Annotated in this window: 10 protein-coding genes; 9 read left to right on the top strand and 1 reads right to left on the bottom strand. The window is 71.2% G+C overall.

From position 1 onward, the window contains the following. Positions 1-2: 2 nt before the first annotated feature. The 4 genes from K7G19_RS14315 (at position 3) to K7G19_RS14300 (ending at position 5,461) form a co-directional block, all read left to right on the top strand. Positions 3-683: a lysoplasmalogenase gene (locus K7G19_RS14315; protein ID WP_149317623.1), complete on the top strand. Its 681-nt coding sequence runs from the start codon at positions 3-5 to the stop codon at positions 681-683. A gap of 86 nt (positions 684-769) precedes the next feature. Continuing rightward, complete coding sequence (locus K7G19_RS14310) at positions 770-3,235, top strand: transglycosylase domain-containing protein (protein ID WP_226107818.1); 2,466 nt, start codon at positions 770-772, stop codon at positions 3,233-3,235. 304 nt (positions 3,236-3,539) lie between these two features. Continuing rightward, complete coding sequence (locus tag K7G19_RS14305; protein ID WP_226108154.1) at positions 3,540-4,517, top strand: delta(1)-pyrroline-2-carboxylate reductase family protein; 978 nt, start codon at positions 3,540-3,542, stop codon at positions 4,515-4,517. Positions 4,518-4,732: 215 nt separating this feature from the next. Then, positions 4,733-5,461: an OmpW family protein gene (locus K7G19_RS14300; protein ID WP_149317457.1), complete on the top strand. Its 729-nt coding sequence runs from the start codon at positions 4,733-4,735 to the stop codon at positions 5,459-5,461. 57 nt (positions 5,462-5,518) lie between these two features. Here K7G19_RS14300 and K7G19_RS14295 read toward each other — a convergent pair whose 3' ends face one another. Continuing rightward, entirely contained in the window at positions 5,519-5,713 is a 195-nt protein-coding gene (locus K7G19_RS14295; RefSeq protein WP_149317458.1) for a heavy-metal-associated domain-containing protein, read from the bottom strand. Between the two features lie 180 nt (positions 5,714-5,893). Between K7G19_RS14295 and K7G19_RS14290 the strand changes: the two genes are divergently transcribed. From K7G19_RS14290 to K7G19_RS14270, 5 genes are all read left to right on the top strand, one after another. Continuing rightward, positions 5,894-8,428, top strand: a complete 2,535-nt coding sequence (locus K7G19_RS14290; RefSeq protein WP_255650789.1) for a heavy metal translocating P-type ATPase — start codon at positions 5,894-5,896, stop codon at positions 8,426-8,428. A gap of 20 nt (positions 8,429-8,448) precedes the next feature. Beyond that, a complete protein-coding gene (gene cueR / locus K7G19_RS14285) occupies positions 8,449-8,943 on the top strand; it encodes a Cu(I)-responsive transcriptional regulator (protein WP_149317460.1) in 495 nt (164 codons plus the stop codon). A gap of 50 nt (positions 8,944-8,993) precedes the next feature. After that, entirely contained in the window at positions 8,994-9,884 is an 891-nt protein-coding gene (locus tag K7G19_RS14280) for an alpha/beta hydrolase (RefSeq protein ID WP_149317461.1), read from the top strand. A 185-nt stretch (positions 9,885-10,069) separates the two neighbouring features. Further along, a complete protein-coding gene (locus K7G19_RS14275; protein ID WP_226107817.1) occupies positions 10,070-11,689 on the top strand; it encodes a GMC family oxidoreductase in 1,620 nt (539 codons plus the stop codon). Between the two features lie 482 nt (positions 11,690-12,171). After that, positions 12,172-12,948, top strand: a complete 777-nt coding sequence (locus K7G19_RS14270; RefSeq protein ID WP_149317463.1) for an ABC transporter ATP-binding protein — start codon at positions 12,172-12,174, stop codon at positions 12,946-12,948. Positions 12,949-12,954: the final 6 nt, after the last annotated feature.

Raw genomic sequence — 12,954 nt, 5'->3', positions numbered from 1 at the left:
CGATGCCGCCGCGGGTGCGCGAATGGTGGATGGCCGGCGCGGTCGCCGGCACCATCTACGGTACGCTGCTGGTCAGCGCCGCGCTGGAGCTGCCGCCCGGCACGCCGCTGACGGGCAGCTTCGCCTGGCAGCCGGCGTGGAAGACCGCGATGGTGCTGCTGCTGGCGCGCGCGGCGTGGTTCCATCCGGTACGCCGCGAGCGCCGCTGGCTGATCGCCGCGCTGCTGTTCTCCGCGAGCGGCGATCTGTTGCTCGCGGTACCGTGGCTGCCGTTCTCCTTCGTCGGCGGGCTGGGATTCTTCCTGCTGGCGCATCTGGCCTATCTTGCTCTGCTGTTGCCGCTGTTGGGCGACGACCGCCCGCACCGGCTGCTCGCCTGCGGCGCGGTGATCGGTGCGGTGGGCACGCTGCTGGGACGCTTCTGGCCCAACCTTGGCACGCTGACGGTCGAGGTCTGCGCCTATGTCGTCGCGCTGACCGCGATGGCCTGCGCGGCGCTGCTGGCGCGGCTGCCGACGCCGCTGGCCGCGCTCGGCGCGCTGTGCTTCGTCGTGTCCGACGCGCTGGTCGGCATCGCGCGCTTCCTGTCGCCGTTCGATCGTTTCGAACTGGGCATCTGGTGGACCTATGCCGCGGCGCAGGTGCTGCTGGTCGCCGGCATCGTCGCGGGGCGGCGGCCATGAGGCAGGGGACGGGTTCGCTGGGCTCGTTGCGGGTGGCCAGGGCCCCGGCACTGCCGCGGGCGCTGCCAAGTTCTCTGTGGTTCGGGATGCGGTTCGTGCTGCTGTTCGCGGTCTTGTTCGCGTTCTTGTTCGCGATACCGTCCGCGCCGGCGTCCGCCGAGGCGCTGCCCGGCTTCGAGCAGGTGCGCGAGCGCTACCGCAGCGCCGACGTCATCGTGCGCGACCGCCATGGCGAGCCGGTCGCCACCGTGCGGACCGATTTCAGCGCGCGGCGCGGGCAATGGGTGTCGCTCGACGAGATCTCGCCGGCGGTGCGCACCGCCATCGTGCTGTCGGAGGACCGGCGCTTCTACCAGCACAGCGGCGTCGACTGGCAGGGCGTGGCCGGCGCGGCCTGGGCCAATCTGTGGAACACGCGCACGCGCGGCGCCTCGACGCTGACGATGCAGCTGGCGGCGCTGCTCGACGACGATCTGCGCCGCGGCGCGGGCGGACGCAGCGCGGCGCAGAAGATGAGCCAGGCCTGGCGCGCGGCGCGGCTCGAACACGGCTGGAGCAAGAGCCAGATCCTCGAGGCCTATCTGAACCTGGTGCCGCTGCGCGGCGAACTGGTCGGCCTGTCGGCGTTGTCGCACGCGCTGTTCGGCAAGCTGCCGAGCGGACTCGATGCGCGCGAGGCGGCGCTGGCGGTGGCGCTGGTGCGCGCGCCCAATGCCGCGCCGGCGCGGGTCACGCAGCGCGCCTGCCAGATCCTGCGGGAGATGGGGCAGCCCGCGGGCTGCAGCGGACTGGACGGCTTCACGCAACTGGCGCTGGCGCGCGCCGCGATGCCGCCGTCCGGTCCGGGCCGCGCGCAACTGGCGCCACACCTGGGCCGGCTGCTGGTCGATCGGGTCGTGCAGGGCGCACCGGGTGCACTGGGCGCACCGGCAGTACCGGGAGCACCGGGAGCACCGGGAGCACCGGGAGCACCGGGAGCACCGGGCGTGCGAGGCGCGGCACGGACGCCGCCGGCCGCGATCGATTCGACGCTGGACGCGGGCGTGCAGCGGCTGGCGATGGCCAGCCTGCAGCGGCATCTGCGCGAACTGGCCGGACGGCATGTCGAGGACGGCGCGGTGGTGGTGCTCGACAACGCCAGCGGCGACGTGCTGGCCTACGTGGGCTCGTCGGGCGCGCTGTCGGGGGCCGCGCAGGTCGATCATGCGGCCGCGCTGCGCCAGGCCGGCTCGACGCTCAAACCCTTCCTGTATGCGCAGGCGCTGGAGGAGCGGCGCCTGACCGCCGCCTCGCTGCTGGACGACCGGCCGGTCAACCTGCCGACCGGCGGCGGCCTCTACATCCCCCGCAACTACGACGGCCGTTATGGCGGCTGGGTCAGCATGCGCGCGGCGCTGGCCGCTTCGCTCAATGTGCCGGCGGTGCGCACGCTGGTGATGGTGACCCCGCACCGCTTCCATCGGCGCCTGGTCGCGCTCGGGCTGCCGCTGACCGAGGCCGGCGACTACTACGGCTACAGCCTGGCGCTGGGCAGCGCCGACGTGTCGCTGCTGACGCTGACCAATGCCTACCGGACGCTCGCCAACCAGGGCCGGCAGGCGCCGGTGCGGATGCGGCTGGCCGAGCCGGCGCCCCGGCCGGTGGCAGTGATGTCCGCGGCCGCGGCCCATGTGATCGGCGACGTGCTGTCCGACCGGCATGCACGCGCGCGCACCTTCGGCCTGGACAGCCCGCTGACCACGCGCTTCTGGACCGCGGTCAAGACCGGCACCAGCAAGGACATGCGCGACAACTGGTGCATCGGCTGGTCGCAGCACTACACGGTCGGCGTCTGGGTCGGCAACGCCAGCGGCGCGGCGATGCGCGATGTGTCCGGCGTATCCGGCGCGGCGCCGGTCTGGCACGACGTGATGGCCTTCCTGCATCGGGATCGCGCCAGCCGGCCGCCCGCACTGCCTACAGGCGTCGAACGCGTGCCGGTGCGGTTCGAGGGCGTACCCGAGCCTGCGCGCGAGGAGGTGTTCCTGGCCGGCACCGCGGTGCCGGTGGTTGCCGTCGGCAGCCATCACCAGGGCGCGACGGCGGGGCGGACGGCAGCGCCGAGTGCGGCGCCGAGCGCTGCGCTGAATGCGGCGGCGAACACAGCGTCCGGTGCAGCGTCGGGTGCAGCGTCGAGTGCCGCGCGGACGGCGGCAGACCCCGGCCGCGGCGCGGCGATCGCGAGCCCGGCCGATGGCACCGTCTTCGCGCTCGATCCCGATATTCCGCCGCAGGCGCAACGCGTCTGGCTGCATGCCGAAGATGTCGCCGGCCGCACCGCCCAGGGAGTGGCCTGGCGGCTCGACGGCAAGCGGCTCGGCCGCGGCGGCAAGCTGGCCTGGCTGCCGTGGCCGGGACGGCATCGGCTCGAGCTGGTCGATGCCGGCGGCACGGTGATCGATATGGTACGCATCGAGGTGCGCGGCGCGACCGTGCGGGAGGCGGGCGCACGACCGCCGTCGGCGCCGGGCCGGGCGGCGGTGAGGCAGGGCGCCGCGGCCGAGCGCGGATAATCGCTGGTTGCTGGTTGCTGGTTGCTGGTTGCTGGTTGCTGGTTACAGTTGCAGTTGCAGTTGCAGTTGCAGTTGCAGTTGCAGGCTGCTGGTTGCCGCTTGCCGCTTGCCGCTTGCGCCGTCCGCCACTCGCCGCTCGCCGTCCCCCGCTCGCTGCCGCCCGTGGTCCTTCGTCCGCGCCCGTAACGCGTCGCGCCGCCGCCATCCTCCGCATTCCCAATATCTTCAGGAGCCTCGATCCGTGCCTACCGAACCGATTGCCTCGCCGACCGCCTCACCGACCGGATCACAGATCGCCTCGCCGATGCTGCTCGATGCCGCCCAGACCGCGGCGCGGCTGCCGTATCCCGAACTGGCTGTCGCCATTGCCGATATGCTCGGCGAACTGCGCGCCGGCACCGCGATGGCGCCGCCGCGGCTGGCGCTGCCGGTCGGCGACGTGACCGCCGCCAGTCCGGAAGGCGAGGGAACGCTGCTGGTGATGCCGGCGCGCAATGCCGACCTGGTGATGACCAAGAACATCACGGTCCATCCCGGCAACCCGGCGCGCGGGCTGCCCAATATCCTCGGCGAAGTGGTGGTGGCCGACGCGCATACCGGCGTGCGGCTGGCGCTGCTCGACGGGCCGACCGTGACCGGGCGCCGCACCGCCGCGGTGTCGCTGCTGGCGGCGCAGCGCTTCGCCGCGCGGCCCGACGGCGAACTGCTGATCGTCGGCGCCGGCGTGCAGGCCACCACGCACCTCGAGGCCTTCGCGGCGGGATTGCCGCTGCGGCGGGTCTGGCTGCATTCGCGCACGGCGGACAAGGCCCATGCGCTGGCGGCCCACGCGCGCGGCCTGGGGCTGGAAGCCGAGGTGCTGGAATCCGCCGCGGGCGAGATCGAAGCGGTGTTGGACCGCGTGTCGATGGTGGTCACCGTGACGTCGAGCCGCGCGCCGGTGCTGCCGGATCTGGATGCCGGCTGCTGGCGCGACGACCACTTCATCGCCGCGGTCGGGGCGTTCCGGCCGGACATGTGCGAGCTGCCACCGGCGCTGTGCCGCGGCGCCGCACAGGCGGGGCGGCTGCTGGCCGATACGCTGTTCGGCATCGAGGACGAGGCCGGCGACCTGCTGCAGGCCGGCATCGACTGGGCCGCGGTGCAGCCGTTCGAGACGGCGATCCTGGCCGCGGATGCGATCCGCGCGCGCACCGGCAGTCCGCTGGTGTTCAAGAGCGTGGGCTATGCGCTGTGGGATCTGGCAGCGTGCGCCCTGGCGGTGCGAGGTATCAACGCATGACGCCGCGGAAGGCATCGGGGCACGACCCGGTGTCACATTCCTGAGACACTTCTGCCGCCTCTCTCCCCGCCGCGGTGGCCCTTCGGGTACCGCTGATTGCGGTAAACCCTCAATTTAGTGGCGCCCCTCTACAAAATGTATCTAGATTGAAACGATGGCGGCATCCGCAGCGGGATAATGCTGCCCTTGCAGTTGAAAACCACGAAGGAGAGAGGATGTCGCACAAGAAAAAAATCCTGGTGGCTGTCGCGGCCATGGTAGTGGGCGGGGTTGCCCAGGCACAGTCGGCCGGCAGCACCGTCGTCAGCACGGGCTGGTTCCGCGTGATGCCGAACAGTTCGGCCGATCCGCTGACCATCGACAGCGTCGGCGGCCGCCCGGTCGGCACCCAGCGCCCCAATACCGGCGCCGATATCAAGGCCGCCAATACGCTGGGCCTGTCGATCGACCACTTCATCACGGACAACATCTCGGCCGAATTCGTGCTGGGCCTGCCGCCCAAGCACGACGTCGAGGGCGACAAGGGCTACGGCAAGTACGGCAAGCTGGGCACGGTGCGCCAGTGGAGCCCGGCGGTGCTGGTCAAGTACCACTTCCTGGAGCCCGCCGCGCGCCTGCGTCCCTATGTCGGCCTGGGCGTGAACTACACCTGGTTCAGCGACGAGACGATTACCAACCAGCAGTTCGTGCGCCAGGAGTTCGGCCCGAACGCCACCATGACCGCCAGCGCCAAGTCGTCGTGGAATCCGGTCTTCAACATCGGCGCGAACTACAAGATCAACGAGCGCTGGCACGTCGGCCTGTCGGTGTCCTACCTGCCGCTGGATACCCGCGCGACCTTCGTCACGCGCAACTCCGCGCTGGGCGGCGCCACCGTGGTGTCGCACACCAAGATCAAGATCGATCCGATCGTGACCTTCCTGAACGTCGGCTACCGCTTCTGAGCGTCGCCGACCGGCCGCGTCCGCGTCTCCCTGGAGTGCGGACGCGGTTCCTTCCGATCAGCCCTTGATCGGATAGCCCGCCGATTCGATGGCCTCGCGCACTTCCTGCGCATCGGCGTCCGATTCCACGCTGACCGCCTGCGCCGCGATATCGGCCGACACGCGGGCGTCGGGATCGACCTGCTTCACCGCGCGCGTGATCGCGCCCACGCAGTGATTGCAGGACATGCCTTCCACTTGAAACTGCATCATCGTCGAACTCCTCGGTATGGGTGGTGAATGCGGTGAATGGCGCCATTGTGAACCTTCCCATCGTGTCAAGCGCAAGCCCCGACGCGCCGCATGGAGAACTGGCACTTCGGCCTTGACCTTCCTAGCATGGTAAGGTCCAGCATCCAGTGACAGGCTATGTCAACGAGGATGCCAACCGCCATGTCCACTTCTTCCATACCGCTGTCTCCGGCCCCGGCCGGCACGAATGCCACCCCGGCCGCGCCCGAATGGCGCCTGCCAATCGAAGGGATGACCTGCGCCTCCTGCGTGCGCCGGGTCGAGAACGCGCTGGCCAAGGTGCCGGGGGTGCGTTCGGTCGCCGTCAACCTCGCCACCGAGGAAGCGACCGTGCAGGCCGACAGCGCCGCGGTGCTGCCCGCGGCGGCGGACGCCATCGCCGCCGCCGGCTACGCGGTGCCCCGCACCGAGCTGGAGTTGTCCGTGCGCGAGATGACCTGCGCCTCCTGTGTCGGCCGCGTCGAGCGCGCCTTGCGCGCGGTGCCGGGCGTGGTCGATGCCCAGGTCAACCTGGCCACCGAGCGCGCCCTGGTGACGCTGGTCGGCGGCAGCGCGGCCGACATGCTGCCGGCGCTGACCGAGGCCGTGTCGCGTGCCGGCTATGCCGCCGAACCGGTGAGCGATGGGGTAGCCGATGCCGCCGCGGCCGCAGGGGCGCCGCCCGCGCGCACCGCCGACTTCTGGTCCGGACCCTGGTCGGTGGCGATCCCGGCCGCGCTGTCGCTGCCGCTGGTCGCGCCGATGGTGCTCGGCTGGTTCGGCATCGCGTGGAACGTGCCGGCGCTGTGGCAATGGCTGCTGGCCACGCCGGTGCAGTTCGTGTTCGGCTGGCGCTTCTATCGCGCCGGCTGGAAGGCGCTGCGCGCCGGCACCGGCAATATGGATCTGCTGGTGGCGCTCGGCACCTCGGCCGCCTATGGCCTGTCGCTGTGGCTGATCTGGCGCGGCGCCGCCGCCCATGGCGAGAGCCATCCGCACCTGTATTTCGAGAGCGCGGCGGTGGTGATCACGCTGGTGCGGCTCGGCAAATGGCTCGAGGTCCGGGCCAAGCGGCAGACCGCCGACGCGATCCGCGCGCTGGCCGCGCTGCGGCCCGATACCGCGCGGGTGCGCCGCGACGGCGTCGACACCACGGTGCCGCTGGCGCAGGTACGCGTCGGCGACGAGGTGGTGGTGCTGCCGGGCGAGCGCATTCCGGTCGACGGCGTGGTGATCGACGGCGACAGCCATGCCGACGAATCGATGCTGACGGGCGAGAGCCTGCCGGTGCCCAAGCATGTCGACGACCGCGTGACGGGCGGCGCCATCAACGGCGAGGGCCGGCTGGTGCTGCGCACCGCCGCGGTCGGCGCGGAAACGGTGCTGGCACGCATCATCCGCATGGTCGAACACGCGCAGGCGGCCAAGGCGCCGATCCAGCGGCTGGTCGACCGCGTCAGCGCGGTGTTCGTGCCGGTGGTGCTGGCGATCGCGCTGGTCACGCTGCTGGGCTGGGGCGTGGCGCTGGGTGACTGGCAGTCGGCGCTGCTCAACGCGGTGGCGGTGCTGGTGATCGCGTGCCCGTGCGCGCTGGGGCTGGCCACGCCGACCGCGATCATCGCCGGCACCGGCGCGGGCGCGCGGGCCGGCATCCTGGTCAAGGACGCCGAGGCGCTGGAGACCGCGCATCGCGTCAACGTGGTCGCGTTCGACAAGACCGGCACGCTGACGGTCGGCCAGCCCGAGGTGGTGGCGCTGCTGTCCGCGGAGGGAATGACCGGCGGCGGCGAGCGGCGTGACGACGCCTCGTCGCTGCTGCTGGCGCGGCTGGCCGCGCTGCAGGCCGGCAGCGAACATCCGCTGGCCCGGGCGGTGCTGCACGCCGCCGAGCAGCGTGCGCTGGCGGTGCCGGTCGCGAGCGAACTGCGCGCGCTGCCGGGCCGCGGCATCAGCGGGCGCATCGATGGCGTCGCCTGGGCGCTCGGCAGCGAGCGCCTGCGCAAGGAGCTGGGCGCGTCGCTGGACGAGAGCTCCGCACTGCAGCGCGAGGCCGAGGCGCTGCGCCGGGCCGGCCGCACGGTGTCGTGGCTGATCGCGGTCGATACGCGCCGCGTCGAAGGACTGGTCGCGTTCGGCGATGCGATCAAGCCGGGCGCGCGCGAAGCGGTGGCGCGCCTGCATGCGGCCGGCGTGCGCACCGTGATGCTGTCCGGCGACAGTCACGGCGCCGCGGCGCAGGTCGCCGACGCGCTCGGCATCGACGACGTGCAGGCCGAGGTGCTGCCCGAGGACAAGGCGGCGCGCGTGGCCTCGCTCAAGCGCGGCGGTGCGGTGGTCGCGATGGTCGGCGACGGCGTCAACGATGCGCCGGCGCTGGCCGCGGCCGACGTCGGCATCGCGATGTCCACCGGCACCGACGTGGCGATGCACGCGGCCGGCATCACGCTGATGCGCGGCGACCCGGGCCTGGTTGCCGACGCGCTGGCGATGTCGCACCGGACCGTGCGCAAGATCCGGCAGAACCTGTTCTGGGCCTTCGTCTACAACGTGATCGGCATCCCGCTGGCGGCGGCCGGTCTGCTCAGCCCGGTGGTGGCCGGCGCGGCGATGGCGTTCTCGAGCGTCAGCGTGGTCGGCAACGCGCTGCTGCTGCGGCGCTGGCGGCCGGCACCGCGCGACGGGGCCGTGCCGCACTGAAATCTGGAGGAAGCAAGGCGATGAATATCGGCGAAGCGGCGGCCGCCTCGGGCGTGTCCGCCAAGATGATCCGGCACTACGAATCGATCGGGCTGCTGCCCGAACCGCCGCGCAGCGAAGGGGGCTATCGGCGCTACGACGAGCGCGCGCTGCATACCTTGCGCTTCGTACGGCGCGCCCGTAATCTCGGGTTCTCGCTGGACGAGATCCGCAACCTGCTGCTGCTGTGGCAGGACCGCGGGCGCGCCAGCGCCGACGTCAAGGCACTGACGCTGCGCCATGTCGCCGAGCTGGAAACGCGCATCGCGGAACTGGCGGCCATGCGCGACACGCTGCGCGCGCTGGCCGAGGCGTGCAGCGGCGACGAGCGGCCGGATTGCCCGATCCTCGCCGACTTCGCCGAGCCCGGGAGCGCGCCGTCAGCGGGGGATAGGCGTCACGGCAGTTCGCGCGACGGCAATGCGGACGATGGCAATGCGTCCGACGGCAATGCGCGCCACGCCTGCCACTCTTGAACGCTGACCGGCGCGCGGCCGCGCCGCGCGCCGACGAGGAGAGCGATCGCATGGAAGCATCCAGGCCCGCCGCCATCGCGCCGGCCGACAGCCGCCAGCGCATGCGCGACGGCACCGAGCTGCTGCTGCGCACCTGGCTGCCCGACCCGCAACTGTGGCCCGAACCGTCGGGCACGCTGCTGCTGGTACACGGGCTGGCCGAGCACTGCGGCCGCTATGCGCATGTGGCGGCGCGCCTGTGCGCGCTGGGCCTGCGCGTGGTGGCCTACGACCAGCGCGGCCACGGCGCCAGCGGCGGCGCGCGCATGGTGGCCGAGCGGCCCGATGTCTTCCTCGACGACCTGGTGGAGATCTACGACGGCGTGGTGCAGCGCTGGCCCGAACTGCCGATCGTGCTCGGCCACAGCATGGGCGGGCTGGTCGCGGCGCGGCTGGCGACCTCGCGCGTGCGGCCGGTGCGCGCGCTGGTGCTGTCCTCGCCCGCGCTGGCGCTGCGCATCAGCGGCGCGATGCTGACGCTGCAGCGGATGCTGCTGACGCTGGCGCCGAACCTGCGCGTACCGAGCCCGATCCGTCCGACCGACCTCAGCCACGATCCCGCCGAAGTCGCCAGCTACCGCAGCGATCCGCTGGTACAGCGCACGCTGACGGCCGGCATCCTGCAGAGCATGCTGCTCGGCATCGAACGCGCGCAGGCCGACGCGCCGCTGCTCGAGGCACCCACGCTGCTGCTGGTGGCGGGCGCCGATCGCGTGGTCGATCCGGCGGGCAGCCGGCGCTTCTGCGACAATGCGCCGGCCGACCTGCACGAATGCATCTGGTTCGAGCACGCCTACCACGAGATCTTCAACGAGCAGGCGGCGTTGCGGGCGGAGGTGCTGGACGCGCTGAGCGACTGGCTGCGCCGTCATCTGCAGCCGGTGACGGATGCGGGTCGCTGACGCGCGCCACGCGTAGGCCGACGTGTATGCCGACGTGTATGCCGACGCGATGGCCGATATCGACGCAGCGCACGAAGACCAACGCAGGACGCACGACGCATAATCCCTGACGCCTCACGCTTGCCGGCCGTCCTCCCGCGGCGGACGGCCGTACCCCGATCGACTACCCAACCCAGAAGAAGAGCATGGAGACCTACGACTACATCATCGTCGGCGGCGGCACCGCGGGCTGCGTGCTGGCCAACCGGCTGACGCAGGACGCCGACGTCAGCGTGCTGCTGCTCGAGGCGGGCGGCAAGGACGACTACCACTGGATCCATATTCCGGTGGGCTACCTGTACTGCATCGGCAATCCGCGCACCGACTGGATGTACCGCACGGTCGCCGAGCCCGGGCTGAACGGCCGCTCGCTGATCTATCCGCGCGGCCGCGTGCTGGGCGGCTGCTCGTCGATCAACGGCATGATCTACATGCGCGGGCAGCGCGAGGACTACGACGAGTGGGCGCGCATCACCGGCGATGACGGCTGGCGCTGGGACAACGTGCTGCCGCTGTTCAAGCGCAGCGAGGACCATCACCGCGGCGCCAACGAGTTCCACGGCGCCGGCGGCGAATGGCGCGTCGAGCCGCAGCGCCTGCGCTGGGACATCCTCGAGCGCTTCATCGACGCGGCCGAGCAGACCGGTATCCCGCGCACCGACGACTTCAACCGCGGCGACAACTTCGGCGTCGGCTACTTCGAGGTCAACCAGCGCCGCGGCATTCGCTGGAATACCTCGAAGGCGTTCCTGCGGCGCGCCTCCGAACGGCCGAACCTGACCATCGTCACCGGCGCGCAGGTCAGCGAGCTGACCTTCGACGGACGCCGCTGCAGCGGCCTGCATTACGTCGGCGGCGGCCAGCCGCATACGGTGGCCGCGCGGCGCGAGGTGATCCTCGCCGCGGGCGCGGTCAACACGCCGCAGCTGCTGGAACTGTCCGGCATCGGCCAGCCCGAACGGCTGCAGGCGCTCGGCATCCCGGTGCGGCAGGCGCTGCCGGGCGTCGGCGAGAACCTGCAGGACCATCTGCAGCTGCGCATGATCGTCAAGGTCGAGGGCGTGCGCACGCTGAACACGCGGGTCGGCAACTGGTGGGGCAAGCTGGGCATCGGGCTGCAGTATGCGTGGAACCAGAGCGGGCCGATGAGCATGGCGCCGTCGCAGCTCGGCGCGTTCGCGCGCTCGGATCCGGAGCAGACGCGGCCCAACGTCGAGTACCACGTGCAACCGCTGTCGCTCGACAAGTTCGGCGAGCCGCTGCACACCTTCAACGCCTTCACCGCCAGCGTCTGCAATCTGCGGCCGACCTCGCGCGGCAGCGTCCACATCGACAGCCCGGACTTCCGCCAGGCGCCGGTGATCGCGCCCAACTACCTGTCGACCGACGAGGACCGCAAGGTCGCGGCCGACTCGCTTCGGCTGACCCGCCGCATCGTCGCCGCGCCGGCACTGGCGCCGTACCGGCCGCAGGAATGGCTGCCGGGTCCGCATGTCGAGGACGACGAATCGCTGGCGCGCGCGGCCGGCGATATCGGCACGACGATCTTCCATCCGGTCGGCACCTGCCGCATGGGCAGGCCCGACGATCCGCAGGCGGTGGTCGACCAACGGCTGCGCGTGATCGGCGTGCAGGGCCTGCGGGTGGTCGATGCCTCGGTGATGCCGCTGATCACCTCGGGCAATACCAACTCGCCGACCATCATGATCGCCGAGCGCGCCAGCGACATGATCCGCGAGGACTGGCGCAGCGGGGCGCGCGGCTGAGGCGGCAGACGCTGCGCCACGGTCTCGGCGCCACCGTCGGCACCGCCCGCGCGCGGCGCCGCACCGCACCGCCCCCTGCGCCCCCGCAGCGGTGTGGCAGCTTCTCCGAAGCTTGCCCATGTCCTGCTTGCGGCTTTCCCGCAGCCAGCCCGCACACGGCGGCCGCGCTGCCTGACAAACATGACAGCTGGTTCATGTTTCAGGCTCAGTGCAAACCCGGATGTTTTGCGACGCAACAGGTGCCCACAATAGACGCCGGACAGTCGTGATGCTGCGCTCACATCTGCGCATGCATCGGCGCTTGCATCCGACCGTGCCGCCGCTGCCACCCAGCGCGCTGCCACACACACCAATAAGACATTGCAGACAAGGCGATCCCCACCCGCGCTGATATTCGCGCAGCGCCGGCCGGGGTCGCGGGTCGAATCCGGGCACGACGGGCCAGAAGCCGGCGTCGCGCCGAACGAGGACGGGCAGGAGACATGAACCAGCAGGAAACCATCCTGGAGACGCGCAACCTCACCAAGGAGTTCAAGGGGTTTACCGCGGTCAGCGACGTCAATCTGCGGGTCAGGCGCGGGTCCATCCATGCGCTGATCGGCCCCAACGGAGCGGGCAAGACCACCTGCTTCAATCTGCTGACGAAGTTCCTGGTGCCGACCACCGGCACCATTCTGTTCAACGGCATCGACATCACCGGCGAGAAGCCCGCGCAGATCGCGCGCCGCGGCGTGATTCGCTCGTTCCAGATCTCGGCGGTGTTTCCGCACCTGACCGTGCGCGAGAACGTGCGCATCGGGCTGCAGCGCAAGCTCGGCACCGCCTTCCACTTCTGGCGCAGCGAACGCACGCTGTCGGTGCTCGACGACGAGGCGATGGCGCTGCTCGAGCAGGTGGGGCTGACCGAGTTCGCCGACACCGTGACCGTCAACCTGCCGTACGGCCGCAAGCGCGCGCTGGAGATCGCCACCACGCTGGCGATGGAGCCCGAGCTGATGCTGCTCGACGAGCCGACCCAGGGCATGGGTCACGAGGACGTCGACCGCGTCACGCAGCTGATCAAGAAGGTCTCGGCGGGCCGCACCATCCTGATGGTCGAACACAACATGAACGTGGTGTCGTCGATCGCGGACACGATCACCGTGCTGCAGCGGGGCGCGATCCTCGCCGAAGGGCCGTACGAGCAGGTGTCGAAGGACCCGCGCGTGATGGAAGCCTATATGGGCACGGCCGACGCCGAGCTGCAGGGCGCGCACTGAGAGCAA

The organism is Cupriavidus sp. DB3, from assembly GCF_020418465.1.
Classification (GTDB): domain Bacteria; phylum Pseudomonadota; class Gammaproteobacteria; order Burkholderiales; family Burkholderiaceae; genus Cupriavidus; species Cupriavidus cauae.
The sequence above is the reverse complement of the archived record's forward strand: the minus strand, read 5'-3'. Positions and strand labels throughout refer to the sequence as shown.

Excerpts from the sequence above, each read along its gene's own strand:
- K7G19_RS14270 (WP_149317463.1), top strand. The coding sequence starts at position 12,172 with ATGAACCAGCAGGAAACCATCCTGGAGACGCGCAACCTCACCAAGGAG.
- K7G19_RS14300 (WP_149317457.1), top strand. The coding sequence starts at position 4,733 with ATGTCGCACAAGAAAAAAATCCTGGTGGCTGTCGCGGCCATGGTAGTG.
- K7G19_RS14305 (WP_226108154.1), top strand. The coding sequence starts at position 3,540 with ATGCTGCTCGATGCCGCCCAGACCGCGGCGCGGCTGCCGTATCCCGAA.
- K7G19_RS14290 (WP_255650789.1), top strand. The coding sequence starts at position 5,894 with ATGTCCACTTCTTCCATACCGCTGTCTCCGGCCCCGGCCGGCACGAAT.
- cueR (WP_149317460.1), top strand. The coding sequence starts at position 8,449 with ATGAATATCGGCGAAGCGGCGGCCGCCTCGGGCGTGTCCGCCAAGATG.
- K7G19_RS14310 (WP_226107818.1), top strand. The coding sequence starts at position 770 with ATGCGGTTCGTGCTGCTGTTCGCGGTCTTGTTCGCGTTCTTGTTCGCG.
- K7G19_RS14315 (WP_149317623.1), top strand. The coding sequence starts at position 3 with ATGCCGCCGCGGGTGCGCGAATGGTGGATGGCCGGCGCGGTCGCCGGC.
- K7G19_RS14275 (WP_226107817.1), top strand. The coding sequence starts at position 10,070 with ATGGAGACCTACGACTACATCATCGTCGGCGGCGGCACCGCGGGCTGC.
- K7G19_RS14280 (WP_149317461.1), top strand. The coding sequence starts at position 8,994 with ATGGAAGCATCCAGGCCCGCCGCCATCGCGCCGGCCGACAGCCGCCAG.
- K7G19_RS14295 (WP_149317458.1), bottom strand. The coding sequence starts at position 5,713 with ATGATGCAGTTTCAAGTGGAAGGCATGTCCTGCAATCACTGCGTGGGC.